The sequence below is a fragment of the Mesorhizobium sp. AD1-1 genome, assembly GCF_020164655.1.
In the GTDB taxonomy this organism is placed as follows: Bacteria; Pseudomonadota; Alphaproteobacteria; order Rhizobiales; family Rhizobiaceae; genus Mesorhizobium; species Mesorhizobium ciceri.
Genome location: NZ_JAIUGP010000021.1, coordinates 25,186 through 48,973 on the forward strand (window position 1 = coordinate 25,186; position 23,788 = coordinate 48,973).

At 62.4% G+C, this 23,788-nt stretch carries 28 protein-coding genes; 18 read left to right on the plus strand and 10 right to left on the minus strand.

Going from position 1 to position 23,788, the window contains the following annotated elements:
• Positions 1-109 precede the first annotated feature (109 nt).
• Positions 110-1,132: a betaine--homocysteine S-methyltransferase gene (gene bmt, locus LB519_RS28625; RefSeq protein ID WP_063173709.1), complete on the plus strand. Its 1,023-nt coding sequence runs from the start codon at positions 110-112 to the stop codon at positions 1,130-1,132.
• A 15-nt stretch (positions 1,133-1,147) separates the two neighbouring features.
• Here the strand turns inward: bmt and LB519_RS28630 are convergent, their stop codons facing one another.
• The 3 genes from LB519_RS28630 to LB519_RS28640 all read right to left on the minus strand — a co-directional run bounded on the left by LB519_RS28630 (position 1,148) and on the right by LB519_RS28640 (position 4,307).
• Entirely contained in the window at positions 1,148-1,417 is a 270-nt protein-coding gene (locus tag LB519_RS28630; protein WP_024501300.1) for a hypothetical protein, read from the minus strand.
• Positions 1,418-1,629: 212 nt separating this feature from the next.
• The gene (locus tag LB519_RS28635; protein ID WP_224621718.1) at positions 1,630-3,744 is read right to left on the minus strand and encodes a VWA domain-containing protein; all 2,115 of its coding nucleotides are present in this window, start codon (positions 3,742-3,744) and stop codon (positions 1,630-1,632) included.
• A 2-nt stretch (positions 3,745-3,746) separates the two neighbouring features.
• The gene (locus LB519_RS28640) at positions 3,747-4,307 is read right to left on the minus strand and encodes an RNA polymerase sigma factor (protein ID WP_013531188.1); all 561 of its coding nucleotides are present in this window, start codon (positions 4,305-4,307) and stop codon (positions 3,747-3,749) included.
• Between the two features lie 156 nt (positions 4,308-4,463).
• Between LB519_RS28640 and LB519_RS28645 the strand changes: the two genes are divergently transcribed.
• The 6 genes from LB519_RS28645 to LB519_RS28670 are packed head-to-tail and all read left to right on the plus strand — an operon-like array spanning position 4,464 to position 6,818.
• The gene (locus tag LB519_RS28645; protein ID WP_013531187.1) at positions 4,464-4,787 is read left to right on the plus strand and encodes an ArsR/SmtB family transcription factor; all 324 of its coding nucleotides are present in this window, start codon (positions 4,464-4,466) and stop codon (positions 4,785-4,787) included.
• On the plus strand, positions 4,784-5,209 hold the full coding sequence (locus LB519_RS28650; RefSeq protein WP_063172377.1) for an SRPBCC domain-containing protein: 426 nt from the start codon (positions 4,784-4,786) through the stop codon (positions 5,207-5,209). The genes LB519_RS28645 and LB519_RS28650 overlap by 4 nt, the downstream gene beginning before the upstream one ends.
• Positions 5,210-5,263: 54 nt before the next feature.
• Positions 5,264-5,485 (plus strand): hypothetical protein, encoded by a 222-nt coding sequence (locus LB519_RS28655; protein ID WP_013531185.1) that lies wholly within the window; start codon positions 5,264-5,266, stop codon positions 5,483-5,485.
• Between the two features lie 12 nt (positions 5,486-5,497).
• Entirely contained in the window at positions 5,498-5,938 is a 441-nt protein-coding gene (locus LB519_RS28660; RefSeq protein WP_224621719.1) for a DUF1801 domain-containing protein, read from the plus strand.
• A gap of 39 nt (positions 5,939-5,977) precedes the next feature.
• Positions 5,978-6,370 carry a VOC family protein gene (locus tag LB519_RS28665; protein ID WP_013531183.1) on the plus strand — a complete coding sequence of 131 codons (393 nt, stop codon included), beginning with the start codon at positions 5,978-5,980 and terminating at the stop codon, positions 6,368-6,370.
• Between the two features lie 40 nt (positions 6,371-6,410).
• Positions 6,411-6,818, plus strand: coding sequence for a DUF1801 domain-containing protein (locus tag LB519_RS28670; protein ID WP_224621720.1), 408 nt, complete (start codon positions 6,411-6,413; stop codon positions 6,816-6,818).
• Between the two features lie 2 nt (positions 6,819-6,820).
• On the opposite strand, the gene LB519_RS28675 is transcribed toward LB519_RS28670, so the two are convergent.
• The 6 genes from LB519_RS28675 to LB519_RS28700 form a co-directional block, all read right to left on the minus strand.
• The gene (locus tag LB519_RS28675) at positions 6,821-7,999 is read right to left on the minus strand and encodes an NAD(P)/FAD-dependent oxidoreductase (RefSeq protein WP_224621721.1); all 1,179 of its coding nucleotides are present in this window, start codon (positions 7,997-7,999) and stop codon (positions 6,821-6,823) included.
• A gap of 108 nt (positions 8,000-8,107) precedes the next feature.
• Positions 8,108-8,845, minus strand: a complete 738-nt coding sequence (locus LB519_RS28680) for a dienelactone hydrolase family protein (RefSeq protein WP_224621722.1) — start codon at positions 8,843-8,845, stop codon at positions 8,108-8,110.
• A gap of 110 nt (positions 8,846-8,955) precedes the next feature.
• Positions 8,956-10,254, minus strand: a complete 1,299-nt coding sequence (locus LB519_RS28685; protein WP_224621723.1) for a CynX/NimT family MFS transporter — start codon at positions 10,252-10,254, stop codon at positions 8,956-8,958.
• Entirely contained in the window at positions 10,251-10,928 is a 678-nt protein-coding gene (locus tag LB519_RS28690) for a FadR/GntR family transcriptional regulator (protein WP_013531178.1), read from the minus strand. Before LB519_RS28690 ends, LB519_RS28685 begins: the two co-directional genes overlap by 4 nt.
• Positions 10,929-11,030: 102 nt before the next feature.
• The gene (locus LB519_RS28695; RefSeq protein WP_027160501.1) at positions 11,031-11,726 is read right to left on the minus strand and encodes a 4Fe-4S dicluster domain-containing protein; all 696 of its coding nucleotides are present in this window, start codon (positions 11,724-11,726) and stop codon (positions 11,031-11,033) included.
• 89 nt (positions 11,727-11,815) lie between these two features.
• On the minus strand, positions 11,816-13,390 hold the full coding sequence (locus LB519_RS28700) for a trimethylamine methyltransferase family protein (protein ID WP_224621724.1): 1,575 nt from the start codon (positions 13,388-13,390) through the stop codon (positions 11,816-11,818).
• 272 nt (positions 13,391-13,662) lie between these two features.
• Between LB519_RS28700 and LB519_RS28705 the strand changes: the two genes are divergently transcribed.
• A complete protein-coding gene (locus LB519_RS28705; protein WP_013531175.1) occupies positions 13,663-14,361 on the plus strand; it encodes a corrinoid protein in 699 nt (232 codons plus the stop codon).
• Positions 14,362-14,450: 89 nt separating this feature from the next.
• Here LB519_RS28705 and LB519_RS31450 read toward each other — a convergent pair whose 3' ends face one another.
• Positions 14,451-14,591, minus strand: a complete 141-nt coding sequence (locus LB519_RS31450) for an entericidin A/B family lipoprotein (RefSeq protein WP_013531174.1) — start codon at positions 14,589-14,591, stop codon at positions 14,451-14,453.
• Between the two features lie 63 nt (positions 14,592-14,654).
• Between LB519_RS31450 and LB519_RS28715 the strand changes: the two genes are divergently transcribed.
• The 10 genes from LB519_RS28715 (at position 14,655) to LB519_RS28760 (ending at position 23,766) form a co-directional block, all read left to right on the plus strand.
• The gene (locus LB519_RS28715; protein WP_013531173.1) at positions 14,655-15,284 is read left to right on the plus strand and encodes a DUF1638 domain-containing protein; all 630 of its coding nucleotides are present in this window, start codon (positions 14,655-14,657) and stop codon (positions 15,282-15,284) included.
• Positions 15,285-15,388: 104 nt separating this feature from the next.
• Positions 15,389-15,964, plus strand: a complete 576-nt coding sequence (locus LB519_RS28720) for a DUF4893 domain-containing protein (RefSeq protein WP_013531172.1) — start codon at positions 15,389-15,391, stop codon at positions 15,962-15,964.
• Between the two features lie 93 nt (positions 15,965-16,057).
• Complete coding sequence (locus LB519_RS28725; RefSeq protein WP_224621725.1) at positions 16,058-16,840, plus strand: formyl transferase; 783 nt, start codon at positions 16,058-16,060, stop codon at positions 16,838-16,840.
• Between the two features lie 204 nt (positions 16,841-17,044).
• Complete coding sequence (locus tag LB519_RS28730; protein ID WP_013531170.1) at positions 17,045-17,347, plus strand: virulence factor; 303 nt, start codon at positions 17,045-17,047, stop codon at positions 17,345-17,347.
• Positions 17,340-17,966, plus strand: coding sequence for a methylenetetrahydrofolate reductase C-terminal domain-containing protein (locus LB519_RS28735; RefSeq protein ID WP_013531169.1), 627 nt, complete (start codon positions 17,340-17,342; stop codon positions 17,964-17,966). The genes LB519_RS28730 and LB519_RS28735 overlap by 8 nt, the downstream gene beginning before the upstream one ends.
• Entirely contained in the window at positions 17,963-19,054 is a 1,092-nt protein-coding gene (locus LB519_RS28740; protein WP_013531168.1) for a methylenetetrahydrofolate reductase, read from the plus strand. The genes LB519_RS28735 and LB519_RS28740 overlap by 4 nt, the downstream gene beginning before the upstream one ends.
• A gap of 81 nt (positions 19,055-19,135) precedes the next feature.
• Positions 19,136-20,110, plus strand: a complete 975-nt coding sequence (locus tag LB519_RS28745) for a methyltetrahydrofolate cobalamin methyltransferase (RefSeq protein ID WP_013531167.1) — start codon at positions 19,136-19,138, stop codon at positions 20,108-20,110.
• Positions 20,061-22,214 (plus strand): ASKHA domain-containing protein, encoded by a 2,154-nt coding sequence (locus tag LB519_RS28750; RefSeq protein WP_224621726.1) that lies wholly within the window; start codon positions 20,061-20,063, stop codon positions 22,212-22,214. Before LB519_RS28745 ends, LB519_RS28750 begins: the two co-directional genes overlap by 50 nt.
• A 186-nt stretch (positions 22,215-22,400) precedes the next feature.
• Entirely contained in the window at positions 22,401-22,586 is a 186-nt protein-coding gene (locus LB519_RS28755) for a hypothetical protein (protein ID WP_013531165.1), read from the plus strand.
• 232 nt (positions 22,587-22,818) lie between these two features.
• Positions 22,819-23,766, plus strand: a complete 948-nt coding sequence (locus tag LB519_RS28760; RefSeq protein WP_224621727.1) for an alpha/beta hydrolase — start codon at positions 22,819-22,821, stop codon at positions 23,764-23,766.
• Positions 23,767-23,788 lie beyond the last annotated feature (22 nt).

Genomic DNA, 23,788 nt, shown 5'->3' on the forward strand with positions numbered 1-23,788 from the left:
GGACGGAAACCGGCCTCCGCATTGGTGGCCGCGTTGCCGCCATTCCATTGACTACACATAAAGACTTCTTTATATCCTTATTCGACTTCGAAACATGAAAGCCAATCCGATGACGACCACCAACCCGATCGATGCTCTGCTGGCCGAAAAGGGCGTGCTGCTGGCCGATGGCGCCACCGGCACAAACCTGTTCGCCATGGGGCTGGAAGCCGGCGAGGCGCCCGAGCTGCTCAACGAGACGGCGCCCGACACCATCACCAGCCTGCATCAGAATTTCGTCGATGCCGGGGCCGACATCATCCTCACCAACTCGTTCGGCGGCACCCGCCACCGGCTGAAGCTGCATCATGCGCAGGACCGTGTGCATGCGCTGAACAAGCGCGCCGCCGAGATCGCCCGTGCTGTCGCCGACAAGGCCGGCCGCAAGGTGATCGTCGCCGGTTCGGTCGGACCGACCGGCGAATTGCTGGTGCCGCTCGGCGCCATGACCTATGACGAGGCGGTCGACGCCTTCGCCGAGCAGATCGAGGGTCTCAAGGAAGGCGGCGCCGAAGTCGCCTGGATCGAGACGATGTCTGCTCCCGACGAGATCCGCGCCGCCGCCGAGGCTGCCATCCGCGTCGGTCTGCCCTACACCTATACCGGTTCCTTCGACACCGCCGGCCGCACCATGATGGGCCTGCTACCCAGGGATATCCACGGCGTCACCGACGGGCTGTCGCAGGCGCCGCTTGGCGTCGGCGCCAATTGCGGCGTCGGCGCGTCCGACATCCTGGCCTCGCTGCTCGACATGACCGAGGCGAAGCCGGAGGCAACGGTGATCGTCAAGGGCAATTGCGGCATTCCCGAATTCCGCGGCACCGAAATCCATTATTCCGGCACACCCGAACTGATGGCCGACTATGTCAGGCTCGCCGTCGATGGCGGCGCCAAAATAATCGGCGGCTGCTGCGGCACCTCGTTCCAGCACCTTGCCGCCATGCGCAAGGCGCTCGACGCGCACACCAAAGCGGATCGTCCGACGGTTGCCGCGATCGTCGAGCGCATCGGCCCGATGCGCAACAAGGTGGCGACGGAAAATACCGCCGAGACCAGCGAAGCCCGCCGCGAGCGCCGCCGCAGCCGGGCCTGAGCTTATCGGTTTCGATTATTCGCTGTTGTCGGCGTAGCTCGACTGCGCCGACTTGAAGTCGACCACATTGTCGCTGTGCATCGTCATCAGCGCGCCGGATGAAACCGGATCGGTTATCTGCTCCAGCATGATGCGGAAGCGGTCATTGGTCAGCGCCGACATGGCGGTGTGGCGCGCCTGCGCGACATCGTCACTGATACGCCTGGATTCCGATGATGGGGCCGATGAAACCGCCGAAGCATCTCGTGCCGGCGGTGTCGAGTTGGCGATAGTCCTGATCTGCAATTTCGGCTCCCTCAAGCCCGGTACACCTGTCCTGCGTAACAAGCAGGGGGTTGCGATCCGCTACCGGAAATGCCGCGCAATTTAACGACCTGGAGATTCTCTGAAAAAAGGCCGGCAAGGGAATGAACCCCCTCGCCGGCATGCCTCACCGCCCGCGGTCGGTTTCCCCTGTCAGAACGATCCCATCTGAAAGAAACCGGCCGTCATCACCACTACCGATTACCGCCCAGCGCCGAGGCAAGGCGCACAAGCGAGAGGAACTCGGACCTGTACCCAAACGGGTCGGCTCCTCGAGCGGCAGTGGCGATCTCCATGATCTTGTCGTAACCGAACTTCGCGGTCGCATCCTCGTCGCGCAGCTTCTGGCCGAAGGCGGCGACCGCGACGGAGAAGCGCTGGTCGGTGCTGGCCTGGTCGAAAGACGAGATCTCGTTGGCCGAGGTCACAGGCGTGGCGATCAGCTTCGAGACGTCTTCATTAGGCAGCTTGTAGCGGATCTTGACGAAGGCATATTCGTCCGCATTGGCAACGCCGCCATTGTCCACCGACGCCTGGCCATAACGCAGCGCGTCGATCTGTTCGCCGCCGCTGCCCTTTGGCGTGATTTCATAGATCGCGGTGACGGAATGGCCCGAGCCGACATCGCCGGCATCGACGCGGTCATTGTTGAAATCCTCGCGGTTCAAGGCGCGGGTCTCGTAGCCGATCAGGCGATATTCCGAGACCTTGTTCGGATTGAACTCGACCTGGATCTTGACGTCCTTGGCGATGGTGAACAGCGTCGACGATGCATCTTCGACCAGCACCTTCTCGGCTTCGGCCAGCGTGTCGATGTAGGCGGCGGTGCCGTTGCCGTTCTGGGCGATGGTCTGCATCATCTGGTCGTTCAGATTGCCGCGGCCGAAGCCGAACACCGACAGGAAGACACCGGTCTTGCGCTCTTTTTCGATCAGCCGCTTCAGATCGTCGTCGTCGCTCTGGCCGACATTGAAGTCGCCGTCGGTGGCGAGCATCACCCGGTTGACGCCGTCCTTGACGAAGGATTTCTGCGCCAGCCTGTAGGCTTCCTTGATGCCCGCCTCGCCGGCCGTGCTGCCGCCGGGCGTCAGATTGTCGATGGCACTGAGGATCTTGTCCTTTTGGGACGCCTTGGTCGGCTCCAGGACCGTGCCGGCGTCACCCGCATAGGTTACGATCGAGATGGTGTCGTCGGCCTTCAGCTTGCTGACCAGCAGCCGAAAAGCCGATTTGAGCAGCGGCAGCTTGTCCGGCTCGTCCATCGAGCCCGAGACATCGATCAGGAAGACCAGATTGGCCTTCGGCTGCTCGGTCGGCTTGACGTCAAAACCCTTGATGGCGACATGCATCAGCCTGGTATGCGTGTTCCACGGCGTCGGCATGACGCTGACGGTCGAGTTGAATGGTGTCGAGGCCGACTCCGGACCCTTCCAGTCATAGGGGAAGTAGTTGATCATCTCCTCGACGCGAACAGTATCGACCTGCGGCAGGGTGCCCTGCTTCAGCGAGCTGCGCACGAAGGAATAGGAGGCTGTGTCGACGTCGATCGAGAAGGTCGAGACCGGATCCTCGAGTGCCGCATGCACCGGATTGGTCTTGAAATCCTCGATGCGGTCGCGGTTTTCCGGTTGCGGCTGCATCTGGTCGGCCGGCAAGGTCGACGGCTGCTGCGGCGCCGTCAGCTTGGACTCGGCCGGCATGCGGGCCCGCGACGTACTGGGCGCACTTACGGCGCCATCCAATGCGAATTCGCCTGTCGGAGCCGGTGGCGCGGGCTCGGCCAGCACACCGCGCTCCAGCGCATTCTGTTGTGCCGCGCCGCCGGCAACGGTCGATTCGGATTTCTGCGGCGAGGCCGGCGCCACAAGCGCATCGGCCGCGTCGCGGCTTTCCACATCGGCGTCGGCTTTCTTGTCCTTCTCCAGCCCAGTCGGAGCCGGCTTCGGCTCGGCGGTCGTCGGCTTGACGGTCGCCGGCTTGTCGGCCAGCGTCTCGGTGATTTTCTCGTCGCCGCCGAATTTCGGCGGCTGTTCCCTCAGCATATGGAAGGTGGCGTATCCGGCGATCGGCAGGGCGACGAGCCCGGCAAGAACCGGCGTGGCAATGAGTTTCTTTTGCATGATCTCGCTCCAGAGCTTTTGTGCTCGCTCTGTGAGACGAAGCCCGCCAACCGATCCTTGGGTAACGGCAGAAATATTTTCCTGATCGTATGCACGCAGGGCGGCTTCGAAAGCACGTGCCTTGGCATCCTTGGCGGGCGCCGGCGCTGCTATATCGCGCAGTCTGTTGAGTTCGTTGTCGTCAACCATGGTCACACTTCCCCGGCCGCGCGCATCAGCGTCTTCAGCCGTTTCTTCGCTTCATGGATGTGCCAGGAAACCGTCGTCTCCGAGATTGTCATCGCCTCGGCCGCGGCCGCATGGCTCAACCCTTCGCCATAGACCAGCAAAACTGCGTCGCGCTGCTTGTCCGGCAATCGCCGGACGGCCGCCCATAACGCTTCGGCAGGGTCTTCCGGTTCGACCGACGCCTCGCCCGAGATCAGTGCATGGACGCCATAGGCCTCGGTCTTGACGGTCTCGCGGGCGGACTTTCGCATCACGTCGCGCGCGGCGTTCATCGTCACGGAATAGAGCCATGTGGTGAAGGCGCCGCCGCCGCGATAGTCGCGGATCGCTTTACCCAGCCTGACGCAGACTTCCTGGGCGATGTCTTCGGCATCGGCCTTCCTGCCGCACCAGCGATAGGCGGCGCGATAGACGAAGTCATAGTGCCTTTCCAGCAATGTGCTGAAGGCCCTCCTGTCTCCGCCCTTCGCCCGCCCGATCAGTTCGGCGTCGGAGGCTTCGCTCTCATCCAGCATCATCGCCATCATTTGCCTGTTGGACGAAGGCTAATGGCTAATCCTTGGGGCAATGGAAAGATTTTTTTGAAAACCGTCGGATCGGGACCGCCAACACCCCCGCTTGACATATCCATATCTCGACAGTTATACGTAAATCAATAGCCACAGAGTTATCGATCCCGGATGACGAACGCTCACGATGTCCTCTTCAGAACGCTCTCCGATCCGACGCGTCGCGCGATCTTCGAGCGCCTGTGCCGGCAAGGCGAGCAGACGGTCGGCGCCCTGACGGCTCAGTCGGGGGTCTCTCAACCTGCGGTGTCGAAGCATCTCGGCGTGCTCAAGCAGGCCGGGCTGGTGCGCGATCGCCATCAAGGACGGCAGACCCATTATAGCGCCCAACTGGCAGCACTTTCCCCACTGACCGACTGGACGAACCAGATGAACGCGTTCTGGCAGAGCCGGTTCGACGATCTCGAAAATTTGCTCAAAAGAATGGACCAATGACCAACATTGCGATCGAAACGCGCTCTGTCATCGTCGAACGTGAGATCCCCTATCCGCCGGAAAAAATCTGGCGCGCGCTGACCCAACCGCATCTGATCGAGGAATGGCTGATGAAGAACGACTTCAAGCCAGTCGTGGACCACCGTTTCAAGCTGCGGAAGGAACCGCAACCTGACGTGAGCATCGTTGTGGACTGTCAGGTAACAGCCGTCGAGTTGAACAAGACACTGTCCTACACGTGGCAGGCCTATGGCCTTGAGAGTGTCGTCACCTGGACCCTCGTGCCGACCAGCACAGGCACCCGGTTGCGTATGGAACAGTCCGGCTTCCGGCCGGATCAGGAGCAGGCGTATCGGGGCGCGACGAGCGGGTGGCGGCAGTACTTTGCAAATCTGAGTCAGGTCCTGGCGCGGATAGATTGAAACTCGCAGGTGCGGATCGGTGGTCCGCACCGGCTGTTTTGACAGGAGGAACTATTGGACTGGAACAAGTGGGTTCGGCAAATGCATCGCTGGCTGTCGATCATCTTTGCGCTGACCGTCATCGCCAACTTCGCCACCATGGCATTCAGGCAGCCTCCCGCCTGGGTGGTCTACTCGCCGCTCCTGCCGCTCCTCCTGCTGCTGCTCAGCGGCCTGTACATGTTCGTGCTGCCCTATGCCGCCAAGGGACGCGGCGTGCAGCGTGCCGGCGGATAGGAGTGGGGCAGAGTGGCCAGGACGCAGGGACAATCGACCGAAGCCAAGGCTGCGCCAGTGCTGCTCTCCGGCGGCAACCCGCAAATCGCCAAGGGCGACGGCGACGCCCCGGTGCAGGCCTATATCGCTGCGATGCCGGACTGGAAGCGCGGCCTGGGCGAGCGCCTCGACGCGCTCATCGTGGGCAACGTGCCTGACGTCCGCAAGGCCGTGCTATGGAACTCACCCTTCTACGGCATCGAAGGCCAGGGCTGGTTCGCGAGTTTCCATGTATTCACCCACTATGTGAAGATGACCTTTTTCAGTGGCATCTCATTGCAACCGATCCCACCAGGCGGCACGGCCAAGAGCAAGGATGTGCGCTGGATCGACATCCGCGAAGACCGGTTCGACGAGGCGCAAATGGCGGAATGGATCAAGCAGGCCGCCGCCCTGCCCGGCTGGACCCCGTAGCGGCCACAGACGCAAGAATACGACAGAGGAGAAAGAGCGATGAAGATCAAGCTGACCAGCGTGTATGTGGACAACCAGGAAAACGCATTGCGCTTCTACACCGACGTGCTGGGCTTCACCAAGAAGGCCGATTTCAGCAACGGGCCCTATCGCTGGCTGACAGTGACCTCGGCTGAAGAGCCTGATGGAACCGAACTGCAGCTCGCGCTCAACGACAACCCGGCCGCCAAAGCCTATCAGGAAGCCATCTTCCAGCAGGGTCAGCCTGCGGTCATGTTTTTCACCGACGACGTCAAGGGCGACTACGAGCGCATCAAGGCAAAGGGTGGCGCGTTCACCATGCCGCCGACCGAGGTGACCGGTTCAACCATTGCCCAGCTGAACGACAGCTGCGGCAACCTCGTTCAGATTACCCAACTGGCGCGCTGGTGACAGGCAGCGGTTGAACGCGTCGACGCACAGGAGACACCAAATGACCCCCTCGCAACAGATCGACCAGCTGATCGCCGGTCTCTCGGACTGGCGCGGCGAGACGCTCGCCGACATCCGCAAGACCATCCTTGCAGCCGACCCGGACATCATCGAGGAGTGGAAGTGGATGGGCAGCCCGGTATGGTGCCTCGACGGCAACATCGTGGTCGGCAACGCCCACAAGGACAAGGTGAAGCTGACCTTTTCCCATGGCGCCAGCCTGCCGGATCCCGACAGGCTGTTCAACAATGGTTTTGGCGGCAAGGTGTGGCGGGCTATCGATGTGTTCAAGGGCGACACGCTCAATGAGAGCGCTTTGAAAGAGCTCGTCCGTGCCGCCATCGATTACAACAAGGCCAAAAAGAAGAAGAAGGCGCCGGCAGCTACTGGGGCGAAGGCGCGGAAGTAAGTCTATGCTGCCTGGCCTGCCACCCAGCCCGACGACCATGCCCACTGGAAATTATAGCCGCCCAGCCAACCCGTGACATCGACGACTTCGCCGATGAAAAACAGGCCCGGCACGGATTTCGCCTGCATCGTCTTCTGGTCCAGCCCGTTGGTGTCGACCCCGCCCAGTGTCACTTCGGCGGTGCGGTAGCCCTCAGAACCGGCAGGCTTGATGCGCCAGTCATTGACTGCGGCAGCTATGGTTTTGATCTGGGCGTCCGCAAGATCGGCGAGGTTGCCGTCGATGCCGGTTCGTTCGGCGATCGACTGCGCCAGCCGCTTCGGCAGGTGATTTGCCAGCACGGTCTGCACCGCCTGCCGCCCATTACCGCGCTTGGCACTACGAATGAAGTCCGCCACATCAACTCCCGGCAGCATGGCGATGCGGATTTCGTCGCCCTCGCGCCAATAGGACGAGATCTGCAGGATGGATGGTCCGCTGACGCCGCGATGCGTGAACAGCATCGCTTCGGAGAACCGCGTCTTGCCGCAGGAGACTTCCGCGTCGACGGCGTTGCCGGCCAGCGGCGCGAGCCGTTCGAGCGTGTTTGCGTCGAAGGTCAGCGGCACCAGCGCCGGCCGCGTTTCGACGATGGCAAGCCCAAACTGTCCGGCAAGCTCGTAGCCGAAACCGGTCGCCCCCATCTTGGGGATCGACTTGCCGCCGCAGGCCACGACCAGAGACTGGCAGCTAATCGTGCCCGTGGAGAGAGTGAGCACAAACCCCTCCACGATTTTGCGGACATCCTCAACGCTGGTCGACAGCACCAGTTCGGCGCCCTTGTCCTGCATTTCCGAGACCAGCATGTCGATGATCTGGCGTGCGGAGCCGTCGCAGAACAACTGCCCAAGCGTCTTTTCGTGATAGGCGATGCGGTGGCGTTCGACGAGGGCGATGAAATCGCGTTGCGTATAGCGGCTGAGCGCCGAAATGCAGAAATGCGGATTGCCCGACAGAAAATTCTTCGGGCTGGCATGGATGTTGGTGAAATTGCACCGGCCCCCGCCGGAGATGCGGATCTTCTCGCCAGGCGCCGCCGCATGATCGAGGATCAGCACAGAACGGCCGCGCTTGGCCGCCTCCACGGCGCACATCATTCCGGCGGCACCCGCGCCGATGATCACGACATCATAGGATTGCATCAGGCTGTTCGTTCCCGCTCGGCCCACTCATCCGGCGCAGCGCATTTGTGCTGCCTGATACCGCGAACGGGGCGGACAGCCAACAGGCAAGAACAGCCAGGCAAAGGCTCAGATCAGCGTCTCTGCGAACAACGTCGTCAAGCGCTTCCAGTGGCGTTCGGCGCCCGCGGCATTGAAAACGCTGTGATCGGGCACGCACCAGCCATGCGCCATGCCGGCATAGTTCTCGATGACATGATCTACTTCCGCAACCCTGAGCGCCTCGGCCAGCCGCGCCGACTGTTCCGGCGGGAAACTCCTGTCGACGCCGGATGTGCCGACATAGACACGCGCCTTGATCGAGGCTGCCTTGCGATGCGGGCTGTCGGCGGCGTCGCCGGCCAGATTGCCGCCATGGAAGCTTGCGGCCGCTTTTATCCGTTTGGGATAGGTTGCAGCCGCATTCAATGATCGACCGCCGCCCATGCAATAGCCGATGGTGCCGATCGGCCCGGTAATGCCCTCGGCAGCAAGCGCATCGAGGAACGCACCGCTGTCGCTGATGGTCATGTCCCGCGTCGTGCCGGTGACCAGCGCCATCAGCGGGATTTTGGTCTTTTCCTCGGCGAAGGCGGTCTTGGCGTCGAACGGCCCGTAGGGTGCATTGCGGTAGAACAGGTCGGGCACCAGCACCGCATAGCCTTCATTCGCCAGTCGCTCGGCCATACTGTCGAGCGCCGGCCGCGGACCAAAGGCGTCCTGATAGAGAATGACGCCGGCCTTGGCAGGAGATGCGTTTGCCGAGCGGAAAAGCCCGGCATTGGCAACACCATCCCTGGTCTTGATCTGAAGGTCGTGTTTCGTCATCGCTCGCTCCGTTCGACAGATGCGCGATACATATCCGCGCAAGCCTATACGGCAAGGCGCTCCCTGAGCATGGCAGTCAAAATTTCGTGCGGGATTGCGTGACGCTATTGCTAGCCTTCTCGCACCGTCCGCGCACCGACATGCAGCGCGCGGCCGGCACCGAGCCCCATAATGGCTACGCCAAGCCCGAGCGCGACGAACAGGAACGCCGTTCCCGAAAAACTGCCGGTCCAGTCGCGGATCAGGCCCACCAGCAGCGGGCCGAATGCCGCCAGCACATAGCCGACGCCTTGCGCCATGCCTGAAAGATGCGCGGCGACATGCGAATCCGGCGAACGCAGCACGATCAGGCTCATGGCAGCCGCGATCAGGCCGCCCTGCCCGATGCCTTGCAGGATCGCCCAGAACAGCACGGTCGAGGTCGGTGCGAACAGAATGCCGAGCAGCGCGATCACCGCCGTGGCAACGAGCGCCACATTGATGCCGCGCTGGTCTTTCAGCCGCATCGCGAAGGACGGCACGGCGAGGCAGGTGATGACCTGCGCCATGACAGAGACCGAAACCATGGCGCCGGCGGTGGCCGCATCGAAGCCACGCTCGCGCAAGATCGGCGCCAGCCAACCGAAGATGCAATAGGCAAGTGCCGACTGCAGGCCCATGAACAGCGTCACCTGCCAAGCCAGGCGATCGCGCCAGAGACCAACGACGCGAAAGCCCCGATGACTGACCTGCCGACGGCTGCCCAGCGCCTGCGGAATCCAGATCAAAAGCACGACCAGTGTAGGCACCGCCCAGGCAGCAAGTGCCCCGGACCATGAACCGGTGACAAAATGCTCGATCGGCAGTGTGAAGCCGGCGGCGGCCGCCGAGCCGGCACAGAGCGCCATGGTGTAGAGCCCGGTCATGACGGCGGCCCTGTCGGCGAAATCGCGCTTCACCAGGCCTGGCAGCAGCACATTGCCGATGGCAATGGCGCCGCCGGCCAGGAAGGTGGCGACAAACAGCAGGGGAACCGTACCGAACCAGCGCAGGCCGGTTCCCAGCACCAGCAAGGCGAGCGCCCCGAGCAAGGTGCGCTCGGCTCCATAGCGCTGCGCAAGCCTTGGCGCGAAGGGCGCGAACAGGCCGAGGCACAGGACGGGCAGCGTCGTCAGCAGGCTGGCGCCCGTCGTCGACAGCCCGGTTGCCTGCATCACCTCGGGCAACAGCACCGACAGGCTCGAAAACAGCGGCCTCAAGCTGAAGGCGATCAGCACAAGGCTCGCGCCAAGCACGATGCGCGCCGCACGGCTGCGCAGTTCAGACGGCTGCGGCGCGGGCAGGCTGTCGGCCTCGGCATCGATGAGTTCCAGACCCTCGATGGCGGCGGATTGCGCCGTCGGGTCAGGCTGACGAAAACTCTGGTTCATTGCGAAAGCAGTCTTTCAAGTTGGGCAAGCACCGGCGCCATGAAGGCGCGAACGGCGGCAACGGCGCGCTCGGGATTGCTCGCGGCAATGGCGTCGACGATTGCCGCATGCGCCTGGTGGTCCGGTTCGGGCAGATCGCCGTCGATGGTGGCATGGATGGTCTCGGTGATGGCGGCGGTGAAGAAGTCGTAGAGCTCCATCATCGCTTTGTTGCCGGACGCCGCGACAACCGATTTGTGGAAAGCGAGATCGCGCCGGATGAAGGCATCGCTTCCGCCGCCCGCGACGGTGCCGCGTTCGGCAAGCAGTTGCCGCATCGTCTCAAGATCGGCTGGCGTGTGGCGCATGGCGGCGAGCCGTGCCGCCTCCAGGTCGAGCGCCGCCCGCGCCTCCCACTGATCGCGCAGGCCGGTGCGCTTGACCCGGTCGAGCGCGGCAGAGGCATCGACGGTAGAGCGCACATATGTGCCCGAGCCCTGGCGCGTATCCAGCAATCCTTGCGAGACCAGCACCCGCACCGCCTCGCGCACCGTGCCGCGGCTGACCGACAGAAGGTCGGTCAGGGCTGCCTCATTGGGAATGCGCTCGCCGACGCCCCAGCGGCCGCTGACGATCTCCGCACGCAGGCTGCTGGTGGCGCTGTCGGTGAGATTGGTTCTGGTGGCGGGTTGCATAGGCCTATTCATAAGTCATCAGATGACTTGATGAATAGGCCTGCTTCTAGCTGCCGTCAAGATGCTCATCGAAGCCAACGAGCACCATGCAATGGGAACGGATCAGCTGGTGGCTCGTGCGAAGCTCGCCATGTGAAAGGCCTGGACCTCCGGCGGATAGCGATACCCCGTGCCATAGGGGCACGCATTGCGATCGAGGCAACCGCCGCTGCGGCAGGGTTCGCCATTCGCTCCCCCCACATGCGCCAGGCAGGATTGATAAGCGAATCCTTGCACGGAATAGGCGTCGACCGGGCAGGATTTCAGGCAGGGTTTCTCGGCGCAGCTATCGCAAAGGTGGGGCGCTGCCTCGGCAACTTGAACTGGAATTTCGTCGTCAAACAGCAGCACACCGCGGTAGGCATGCCATAGCCCGTAGCGCGGATGCATGAGGATGCCGAGCGGCGACGGTTTCAGCCCCTCCGCCCGCATCGCCCATTGCTGGAACGGCAGATAGGGCTTGTCCGACGGAGAAATCGCCCGTGCGCCAAAATCCCGCGCCACGGCGCCGATCACTTCGCGCGACCATGTGTCGAGCGGATTGGCGATTGCCTGTGGCTGTTGCTCCCACCAACGCAGGAAATGCGGCCAGGGTGCCGCGCCCGCCTGCCCCACCAGCAGGACGGCCGCTGCCGGCGCACCCGATGATCCCGTTGGCGGCGCATCGCTTGGCGTAAAATTGAAGCCGCCGCGAAGAACAAGGCCGTTGGCGAGAAGCGCCGCAGCAATGCGGTCAACGCTGCCGGCGGGCGTAATCATCCCTTCTTGTCCGGATCGGAGAACGCGCTCCGCCAGACTTCCTTGTGGATGATGTTGGCGACTTTAGCCCCGCCTGACTCGGGCTCCTTTCAAGTGAAGGCGTCGGGCATCGACCCCTTCTTCTTGGCGATGAAGTCCTTCAACGCTTCGTCGATGCTCGGATCGAGATGCGGCGCCTCATAGCTTTCCAGCCAGCGGCGGGCGAGTTCGTTGGCGCGCTGCGGCGCTGTCTTCTCGCCTTCGGCCAGCCACTGCTCGTAGGAATTGTTATCGGCGATGTTGGAGCGGTAGAAGGCGGTCTGGAAATTGGCCTGGGTGTGGTCGCAGCCGAGATAGTGGCTGCCCGGCCCGACCTGGCGGATGGCGTCCATCGCCTGGCCGTTTTCCGACAGGTCGACGCCTTCGGAGAATTTCTGCGTCATGCCGAGCTGGTCGATGTCCATCATGAACTTTTCGTAGCAGGAGGCCAGCCCGCCCTCGAGCCAGCCGGCCGAGTGCAGCACGAAATTGGTGCCGGCCAGGATGGTCGAGTTCAGCGTGTTGGCGCTTTCATAAGCCGCTTGTGCATCCGGAACCTTGGACGCGCAGAGCGAGCCGCCGGTGCGGAACGGCAGGCCGAGACGGCGCGCCAGTTGTGCGGCGCCATAAGACACCAGCGACGGCTCCGGCGTGCCGAAGGTCGGCGCCCCCGACTGCATCGAAATCGACGAGGCGAAGGTACCGAACAGCACCGGCGCGCCGGGACGGATGAGCTGCGTGAACGACGCGCCGGCCAGCACTTCGGCCAGAACCTGCGTCAGCGTGCCGGCAACCGTCACCGGGCTCATCGCGCCGGCGAGGATGAACGGCGTGACGATGCAGGCCTGGTTGTGGCGCGCATAGACCTTCAGCGCACCGAGCATGGTCTCGTCGAACACCATCGGCGAGTTGGCGTTGATCAGGCTGGTCAGCACCGTGTTGTTCTCGACGAAATCGTCGCCGAACACGATCTTGGCCATGGCGACGGTGTCCTCGGCGCGTTCCGGCGCGGTCACCGAGCCCATAAACGGCTTATCGGAATATTTGATGTGGCTGTAGATCATGTCGAGGTGGCGCTTGTTGACCGGCACATCGACCGGCTCGCATACCGTGCCGCCCGAATGGTGGATCGACGGCGCCATATAGGCGAGCTTAACGAAATTCTGGAAATCCTCGATCGTCGCGTAGCGCCTGACACCGTCGAGGTCACGCACGAAGGGCGGGCCATAGACCGGCGCGAACACGGTGGCATTGCCACCGATCTGCACCGAACGCTGGGAATTGCGGGCGTGCTGGGTGTAGACGGACGGTGCGGTCTTGAGCAGCGAACGGCACAGCCCCTTCGGGAAATGCACGCGCTCGCCCTTGACGTCGGCGCCGGCCTCTTTCCACAGTTGCAGCGCTTCTGCATCGTCGCGAAAGATGATGCCAATCTCCTCGAGCACCGTGTCGGTGTTCTTCTCGATCAGCGCCAGGCCTTCCTCGTCCAGCACCTCGTAAACGTTGATCTTGCGCTTGATGTAGGTGAGCTGCGTGCCCGGGCCTCCGCCCGAACGCGCGGCCCGCCGGGCAGCAGCCCCGCCGCTGGCGCCGCGCCCACGTCGCGCGTTTGACGCTTCCTGATCGACTGCCGCGTGTTCGCTCATGGTGTTCTTCCCTGAATCTGTTCTTGTCTGGAATCCATAGCGGCTGCTCTCGCCGCTTCTTGCCAGATCGTAGCCATGCACCCTATTCGAAACGGCCCGCCAGCGCCAACGCCTGTCGCAAAATCGACAAGAATTCCAAGAGAGTTACGGTCGCTTTCCTTTTGCGGGAAGTCGCAAATCAGCTATGGATACATGCCCTCAGCGGGTTAGGTATGAACGCGAAGATATGTGCCTTGCGACATGGTCGCGATGCCGGCAGGAGCTCGATACAAATGTCCGACGACGAGATCATCCTTTCCGAACTTTCCGACGACGAGTTGGTGCAGCAGATGCACGACGATCTCTATGACGGGCTGAAGGAAGAGATCGAAGAAGGCACCAACATCCTGCTCGAGCGCGGCTGGGCGCCTTACAAGGTGCTGACCGAGGCGCTGGTCGAAGGCATGCGCATCGTCGGCGAGGATTTTCGCGACGGCATCCTGTTCGTGCCGGAAGTGCTGCTTTCCGCCAATGCGATGAAGGCGGGCATGTTCATCCTGCGCCCGCTGCTCGCCGCCACCGGCGCGCCCAAGCAAGGCAAGATGGTCATCGGCACCGTCAAGGGCGACATCCACGATATCGGCAAGAACCTTGTCGGCATGATGATGGAGGGCGCTGGCTTCGACGTCATCGATCTCGGCATCAACAATGCGGTCGAGAAATATCTCGATGCGATCGAACAGCACCAGCCCGACATCATCGGCATGTCCGCACTGCTGACCACGACCATGCCCTATATGAAGGTCGTCATCGACACGATGAAGGAAAAGGGCATCCGCGACGATTATGTCGTGCTGGTCGGCGGCGCACCGCTGAACGAGGAATTCGGCAAGGCCGTCGGCGCCGATGCCTATTGCCGCGACGCGGCGGTGGCGGTCGAGACCGCCAAGGACTTCATGAAGCGCAAGCACAATGTGCGCGCTTCGGCCTGATTGGCCAATTCGGCCTGGACGACAGGAGAAGCCGCGCCCCTTGCAGCGCGGCTTTTTTGTTACCAGATGATGAGGTGGCCGCGTGCGGATCAGGGCTTGGTGACGGTGTCCTCGACCGCCTTGGCCGTCGATTTGACATCCCTGCCGACGCCACGGACGGTGTTCGCGCAGGCCGCAAGGGCCAAGGCGCAGGCCAGGATGGCAATCGGCGTGATGCGCAGCAGTTTCATGGACGGTGTCTCCCTCAACAGATAAATTAGCGCCACAACAACGAAGGCCGCTCGACTGGTTCCATGGCCAAGACGCAAAAAACGAAACCGAATCAAGACGACAGGCTGCTCGTCATCGCCTGCGGGATGATTGCGCGCGAAGTTCTGGCCGTCAAGGAACAGCTCGGGCTGGATCACCTCGACCTGACCTGCCTGCCGGCGGAATTCCATTTCTACCCGGACCGCATCGCACCGGCCATGGACAAGGCGATCGAAAAAGCCAAGACGGAAGGCTACAGCAACATCTTCGTCGGCTATGCCGATTGCGGCACCGGCGGTCTGCTCGACCGCATCTGCGAGAAGCATGGCGTCGAGCGCATGGCCGGCCCGCATTGCTTCGCCTTCTACCAGGGCATGGAGGCCTATGCGAAAGTCGCAGACGACGACATGATGTCGTTCTACATGACCGACTTCCTCTGCCGGCAGTTCGACGCTTTCTTCATGAAACCGCTCGGCCTCGACAAGCACCCGGAGTTGATCAAGGACTATTTCGGCAATTACGAGAAGCTGATCTACCTCGCCCAGACCAACGATCCGGAACTCGACAAGGTCGCCGAAAAAGCCGCCAGAATGCTCGGTCTCGTCTATGAACGCCGCGCCACCGGTTATGGCGACCTGACGGCCGGGATGGCGCAGGCGGCTGCAGGCGCCTGAAGCAATTCTTGCCCCGCGATGACTCAAGGCTAGATGACAGGCCGCCGTGGACGGGTAAGGTGTGCGCCACAAGCAAACAGACTGCCAGCCATGGAAACGCACTGATGACCCCTCGCCTCTTGATAGCTGCACTCGGCCTCCTCTGTTTGGCCCTGCCCGCCCATGCCGACGGCGAGATACAGAAACTCATCACCCCGGCCGACAAGACGCGGCTCGACAAATATGGCGAGACCCGCAAGGCAGCCCTTGCCGAGGCGAAGACAGGCAACCCGGCCGAGGTCAAGCAACTCGATGCCCTGTTGGCAAAGCCGCTGGTGGCCTTTTCCGACAAGGACCTGACCGGCAACTGGCAGTGCCGCACCATCAAGGCCGGCGGACCTTTGCCGCTCGTCATCTATGGCTGGTTCAAGTGCAAGGTGACCGATGACGGTTCCGGCTGGCGGCTGGAGAAGATCAGCGGCTCGCAGCGCACCAGGGGCCGTTTCTTCGACGATGGCGAGAAACGCGCGATCTATCTCGGCTCCTTCTATGTCAACAGCGATCCGGCAAAGCCCTATGGCAGCGGTCCGCAAACCGACCAGGTCGGCTACGCCTTCCGCAACAGCGCCAAGGAATGGCGCATCGAATTTCCGGCGCCCTACTATGAATCGAAGCTCGATATCATCGAATTCAAGCGCTGACCGTGTATCGAAGAGCTGATCACCAAGGATTAACCCGGACACCCTAGCATCCCGTCTATTGTCGAGAACGGTTGCTTGGAGGGGGCAAGATCCATGGCAGCATCAGAATCCAATACGCGTCCGATCGTGGTCGTCACCGGAGGCGGCCAGCATGTCTGGGCTATGATCAATGCGATCGCCGACCGCGTAGGTCCTGTCAGCGTCGTCCTCGAAACGCCTGAATCCAAGAAGCAATTGCTGTGTGGCCGGGCTCGCCGCCAAGGCTGGATCTCCGCCATCGGCCAGCTTGGCACGATGGTACTGAGTAGGTTGGGCAAGCGATTCCTGGCCGGCCATAGCGCGCGACTGATTGCCGAGGAGAAGCTGGAGGTTGAGCCGCGACCAGGCCAGGAGATCATCCCGGTAGCCTCGGCCAATGGGCTTGAGTGCCTGCAGGCGATCCAGAAGATCCGGCCAGGCGTTGTGCTGCTCAACGGTTGCCGACTAATCTCGGCTGAGATGCTGAGCAAAATGCCCTGCCCGGTGCTCAACTACCATGCGGGCATCACGCCGAAATATCGCGGCATGAATGGCGGCTATTGGGCTCTGGTATCAGGCGATGCGCAGAATTTCGGCACGACTGTCCACCTCGTCGACGCTGGCGTCGACACTGGTGGCGTGCTGAAGCAGGCGCGCGGCAGATCGAAAAAAGGCGACACCATCTCAAGTCACGCGCTACGCCAGACGGCGTTCTCGCGCGACATCTGCGTCGAGGCTGTCAGCGATGCACTGGCTGGAAAACTCACGACGATCGATCCCGGCCTGCCTTCGAAACTCTGGTATCATCCGACGATCTGGTTCTACGTCTGGACGGGCCTCAGAACTGGCATCTGGTAGCGCGTTTTTCGTCCTGGACGGCATACTGCGCGCCAGCGTTTCCGACGCGCTGGACCGGGCGCCGGCACACGCCGCAAACGAATAAACCCACCTTTCATTTTACGACATCGATATGCGTCGCTTTTGAATGCGCGCGCGTCGTCCCATAACAAGCGGCACCACTGCGCTTGCGGCAATGCTCGATAGTTCGAGGAGTGAGAATTCATGGCCGATCTGATCGTCGTCTACTGGCGCGACATCCCTGCCCAGGTGATCGTCAAGAAGGGCCGGCAGAACGCCAAGCGCGAACTGCCGCTGCGCTTTACCGAGGCGATCGACATGTGCGCCATGCGCACCGGCGCCGGCGGTACAGACGACTATCTGGCCGAATGGCGCAAAGCCGATCCCATTCCGGTCGGCGACGACCTCGAAGCCGAAGTCGAGAAGGCATTCAACGACATCGACACGAGATATGACCGCGAGCGGCTGGTCGCTCTGGTCAAGGCGGGCGGCAAAGAAAATGTCTGAAACCATTCCTGCCAAGGAGAGGCCGGCTGTTACCCAGGCCACTCTGGTCAAGAAGGCAGCGCCGAAATCCGACTACAAGCCGGCCGACGTATCGCCGCAGCGGCGCGTGCAGCGTTCCTTCGCGGTCAGATTATGGTCGGTGCGGCACTCGCGATTACTCGAATGGTTCTACGCCAAATTCGCCGACATGTTCCTGCTCCTCCATCCCTTATGGAAAGGCATAGGCTATGGCCGTGTCGAAGGGCCGATCAAATTTGTCGAGAAGCGCGTCAAGGGCTTCATGTTCGACTGCCGCATGTGCGGCCAGTGCATCTTGTCCTCGACAGGCATGTCTTGCCCGATGAACTGCCCCAAGCAATTGCGCAACGGCCCTTGCGGCGGTGTCCGCGCCAACGGCAATTGCGAGGTCGAGCCCGATATGCCCTGCGTCTGGGTCAAGGCCTGGGAAGGCTCGCAGAACATGGTGCACAGCGACAGGATCCTGACCGTGCAGAAGCCGGTCGACCAGTCGCTGCGTGAAACCTCGGCCTGGCTGCGGGTGACCGCGCAGGCGGCCACCGCGCGCGAAGCCGCCGCTGCCGCCAAGAATGAGGCGGCCAGCACCGGGGCGTCGGCATGATCGGCCGCCAGCGCGACGAAAACCCGGCCGGCATCCACCTGCCGCTCGAACCCCTGCCCGGCCACACTTCGCGCGGTCGGCTGGAGCGCGTACTGCGGCGCGGCGAGTTCGCTGTGACGACGGAGCTCAACCCGCCCGACAGCGCCGATCCGGAAGACGTCTACAACAGGGCGAAAATCTTCGACGGCTGGGTCGACGCCATCAACGCCGTCGATGCATCGGGCGCCAACTGCCACATGTCCTCGGTCGGCATCTGCGCACTTTTGACCCGCATGGGCTATGCGCCGATCATGCAGATCGCCTGCCGCGACAAGAACCGCATCGCCATCCAGGGCGACGTACTGGGCGGGGCTGCGATGGGCGTCGCCAACATGCTGTGCCTGACAGGTGACGGCGTGCAGGCCGGAGACCAGCCCGGCGCCAAGCCGGTGTTCGATCTCGACTGCATGTCGCTCCTGGAAACCTGCCGCATCATGCGCGACAACGGCAAGTTCCTGTCCGGCCGCAAGCTGACGACGCCGCCGCAGCTTTTCCTGGGTGCTGCGATCAATCCGTTCGCGCCGCCGATCGACTTCCGCCCGCACCGGCTGGGCAAGAAGATCGCCGCCGGCGCGCAATTCGTACAGAGCCAGTATTGCTTCGACGTGCCCATGTTCCGCACCTACATGCAAAAGGTGCGCGACCTCGGCTATACCGAAAAATGCTTCATCCTGGTTGGCGTCGGGCCGCTCGCCTCGGCCAAGACGGCCAAGTGGATCCGCTCGAACGTGCCGGGCATCCATATTCCCGATTCTGTCATCAAGCGGCTGGAAGGCGCCCAGGACCAGAAGAAGGAGGGCAAGCAGCTCTGCATCGACATCATCAACGAGGTGAAGGAAATATCAGGTGTTTCCGGCGTTCACGTGATGGCCTACCGGCAGGAGGAATATGTTGCCGAGATCGTCGATGAATCGGGCGTGCTGAAGGGCCGCCAGCCATGGAAACGTGAGATCCGCCGCGACGATCAGCTTGTCGCCGACCGGCTCGACAGCATCTTGCACGACGACATTACCGAAACGCAGGTGGACATGGTGAAGACCGCGCACTGACGGCGCGGACGGCCACCCATTCGCTTGAACGAAACCAGACAACGATATAAAGAAATCTTTATATCACGGCGGAGAGAATTTATGACCCGTACCATCGTCGCTTCGGCGACACGAGAAATCATCATCGGCTTCGACCAGCCGTTCTGCGTGATCGGCGAACGCATCAACCCGACCGGCCGCAAGAAGCTGGCCGCCGAGATGATCGCGGGCAATTTCGAGACCGTCATCAGGGACGCATTGGAGCAGGCAGCCTGTGGCGCCACCATGCTCGACGTCAATGCCGGCGTCACCTCGGTCAATCCGAACGAGACCGAACCCGGCCTTTTGGTGCAGACGCTGGAGATCGTGCAGGGGCTGGTCGACCTGCCGCTGTCGATCGACAGTTCCGTCACCGCCGCGATCGAAGCCGCACTCAAGGTTGCCAAGGGCCGCCCGCTGGTCAACTCCGTCACCGGCGAGGAAGAAAAGCTCGAAGCCATCCTGCCGCTGGTCAAGAAGTACAACGTGCCGGTCGTCGCCATCTCCAACGACGAAACCGGCATTTCGATGGACCCGGACGTGCGTTTCGCCGTCGCCAAGAAGATCGTCGAGCGCTGCGCCGATTTCGGCATTCCGGCGCATGACGTCGTCGTCGACCCGCTGGTGATGCCGATCGGCGCGCTGGGCGATGCCGGCCGCCAGGTCTTCGCGCTGCTGCGTCGTCTGCGTGAAGAACTCAAGGTCAACACCACCTGCGGCCTGTCCAACATCTCTTTCGGCCTGCCGCATCGCCACGGCATCAACGCCGCCTTCATCCCGATGGTGATCGGCGCCGGCATGACCTCGGCCATCATGAACCCGGTGCGCCCGCAGGAAATGGAAGCCGTGCGCGGCGCCAATGTGCTGAACGGCACCGACGAGAACTGCACCAACTGGATCCGCACCTACAAGGATTACAAGCCGGCCGAAGGCGGCCAGGCCGTTGCCGCCCCGACGCAAGTCAATGCGCCGGGCGACGGCGCCGGCAATGGGGGTCGCCGCCGTGGCGGCCGTGAAGCCCGGATGGGCCGAGGATAAGCGCGCAATCGTGAATTCACCTGCAAACATCACCGACCCGCTCGTGCTGTTCATGCCGTCGGGCAAGCGCGGGCGGTTTCCTGTTGGAACACCCGTGCTAGACGCCGCGCGCCAGCTCGGCGTCTATGTCGAAAGTGTGTGCGGCGGACGCGCCACTTGCGGGCGTTGCCAGATCGAAGTGCAGGAAGGCAATTTCGCCAAGCACAAGATCATTTCGTCCAACGACCACATCACGCCCAAGGGCGCCAAGGAAGAGCGCTATGAGCGCGTCCGCGGCCTACCCGAACGGCGTCGCCTCTCCTGCTCGGCGCAAATCCTCGGCGACCTCGTCATCGACGTGCCGCAGGATACGGTCATCAACGCGCAGACCATCCGCAAGGATGCCGACACCAGGGTCATCGCCCGCGATGCGGCGATCCGCATGTGCTATGTCGAGATCGAAGAACCCAACATGCACAAGCCGCTTGGTGATCTCGACCGGCTGAAGATCGCGCTGATGCACGATTGGGGTTTGAAAAGCCTCGATTTCGATTTTTATCTGCTGCCGCAGGTGCAAGGCATCCTGCGCAAGGGCAACTGGACCGCGACCGCCGCCATCTACAAGGATGCCGACTCTGAGACAGCGCGCGTCGTAGCACTTTGGCCCGGCCTCAAGAACGAAGCCTATGGGCTGGCCTGCGACCTCGGCTCGACCACCATCGCCATGCATCTGGTGTCGTTGCTGTCGGGCCGCGTCGCCGCCTCGTCGGGCACCTCGAACCCGCAGATCCGCTTCGGCGAGGATCTGATGAGCCGCGTCTCCTATGTGATGATGAACCCGGACGGCCGCGAGGGCATGACGGTCGCCGTGCGGGAGGCGATCTCGGGTCTCGTCGACAAGGTCTGCGCCGAAGGCAATGTCCAGCGCAACGACATCCTGGACAGCGTCTTCGTCGGCAATCCGATCATGCACCATCTGTTCCTCGGCATCGATCCGACCGAGCTTGGCGGCGCGCCCTTTGCGCTGGCTGTCTCAGGTGCGGTGCATATCAAGGCATCCGACATCGGCCTGAAGCTTAACCAGGGCGCCAGGCTCTACATGCTGCCTTGCATCGCCGGCCATGTCGGAGCGGACGCGGCGGCCGTCACGCTGTCGGAAGGCCCGCATCGCCAGGACGAGATGATGCTGATTGTCGATGTCGGCACCAATGCCGAGATCGTGCTCGGCAATCGCCAGCGGGTGGTTGCTGCCTCCTCGCCCACCGGCCCTGCCTTCGAGGGCGCCGAAATCTCCGGCGGCCAGCGAGCAGCGCCCGGCGCCATCGAGCGCGTACGCATCGACCCCGATACGCTTGAACCGAAATACCGCGTCATCGGCTCTGAACTGTGGTCCGACGAGCCGGGCTTCCTGGAAAGCGTCCAGGCGACCGGCGTCACCGGCATCTGCGGCTCCGGCATCATCGAAGTGGTGGCGGAGATGTATCTCGCCGGCATCATTTCCGAGGACGGCGTCATCGACGGCGGGCTTTCGGCGCGCTCGCCGCGCGTTACGGCCAACGGCCGCACCTTCTCCTATGTGCTGAAGGACGGCTCCGCCGCATTGACGGAAGATGGGCCGAAGATCACCATCACCCAGACCGATGTGCGCGCCATCCAGCTTGCCAAGGCAGCGCTTTATGCCGGCACCAAGCTGTTGATGGAAAAGCAGAACACCGAGCATGTCGACCGCATCCATTTCGCCGGCGCCTTCGGCTCCTTCATCGATCCGAAATACGCCATGGTGCTGGGCCTGATCCCGGATTGCGACCTCGACAAGGTCTCGGCGGTCGGCAACGCCGCCGGTGCCGGCGCGCGCATGGCGCTGCTCAATCGCGGCTACCGCCGCGAGATCGAGGACACGGTCAGCAAGATCGAGAAGATCGAGACGGCGCTGGAACCGAAATTCCAGGAGCATTTCGTCTACGCCATGGCGCTGCCCAACAAGGTCGATCCGTTCCCGAAACTGTCGGCAGCGGTGAAACTGCCGCCGCGCAAGACGGTCAGCGAGGATGGCGTTGCCGGCGACGCCGCTCCGCGCCGGCGTTCGCGCGAAGGCCACGAGGGGCGGAGGCGTGGACGGGAATAAGCGGCCCGCCCCCGCCAACACCTTTCGAAACTCATTTGCATGCAAATGTTTCCGGATCGTCTGATCCGGAAACCAAAACGCTGTTTTCGTGAAATTCGCCAGATACATGGCAGGCGCATTCAACCGGCATCGAACGGCAGGCAGGAAATATCTTTCAGCCGCTGCAACGCTCCAGGGGAGACAACGATGTCAATGCTCGAAAGCCTGAGCCGCTATGGCACCGCCATCAGACAAGCCCATGACCGCAGCAAGGCGCGGCGCCTGCTGAACAGCCTGCCGCCCGAAATCCAGAAGGACATCGGCTGGCCGGTGTCGCCGCGATCCAGTGAAAGGGCATCCCTCAGCAGCGCTATCTGGAGCGCCGCGCGCTGATGACCTTCGCCGACAAATGCAAATTGCTCGGCATGCGCCGGGGACCTCGCATGTCTCCGGCGACCACCAGCAACCGGCTGCGAGCCGCACTTTTACCGCGTCGCTGACCACTGCGGCGCGGATCAAACCGCCGTGTAGACGCGGGCGCAAATCTTGACATTTTCAGCCACGGCACAATCTTTCGATTTAGGGGGTTCTCTTAGTCGGCTTTGGCCGAAGTTCGTGTATTCGCATGCCAAGTTTGAAAAGCCATGTCGTGTCTTTTGTCTTGCGGCACAGCCGTAAGCAGGCATTTGCCAGTCCGGAAAATCTGCAGCGCTGGATCGCGGCCGCGCGCAAGACCGAGAACCACCGGCCGCCCGCCTCGCTACACCAGCGTCTCGACATCGAGATGCATACGGTCGATGGCTTCCCCGTATACGAAATCCCACCCAAGTCCGGCGAACAGAAGCGGATTCTCTACTTGCACGGCGGCGCCTATGTCTTTGAAATCACGCCCTATCATTGGCACCTGATTGCCGACATGGCGGATCGGTTGGGCTACGCAATCACGGTGCCGATCTATCCAATCGCCCCCGAACATGATTTCCACGCCATGTTCGGGATGGTTGGCGATGTTTACCGGCAGATGCTCGCCGAGACGGGGGCCGAGGACATCGTCTTCATGGGCGATTCCGCCGGCGGCAACATGGCTGTGGTGCTGACCATGATGGCCGCCGAAGAAGGACTGTCCCTGCCGTCACGACATGTGCTCATTTCGCCGGGTCTCGACGTGTCGCTCACCAATCCCGCAGTGTTCGAGGCGGAACGCAACGACCCTTGGCTGGGCATAGCTGGCGGACGAGAGGCGATTCGTCTGTACAGTGCCGGCATCGATCCCAGCGACTGGCATATCAGCCCGGTCTATGGAGATCTGTCAGTGCTGCCAAGAACACTGCTTTTGACTGGCTCGCGCGATCTTTTGACGCCCGACAATCTGATCTTCGCGGAAAAAGCCCGCGCCGCCGGCGTTGAAATCGATCTTGTCTATGAGGAAGGCATGTTCCACGTCTGGCCGCTGATCGACATGCCGGAGGCCCGGCGCGCCCGCGAGCGCATCGTCGAATTTCTCGGGGAGAACCGGATCGTGCAAGACACGAGACTGAGGCCTGAACAGCGCCCCGCCGAAGCGGCGGAGTAGCTCTATATTGTCGTCCTTACCA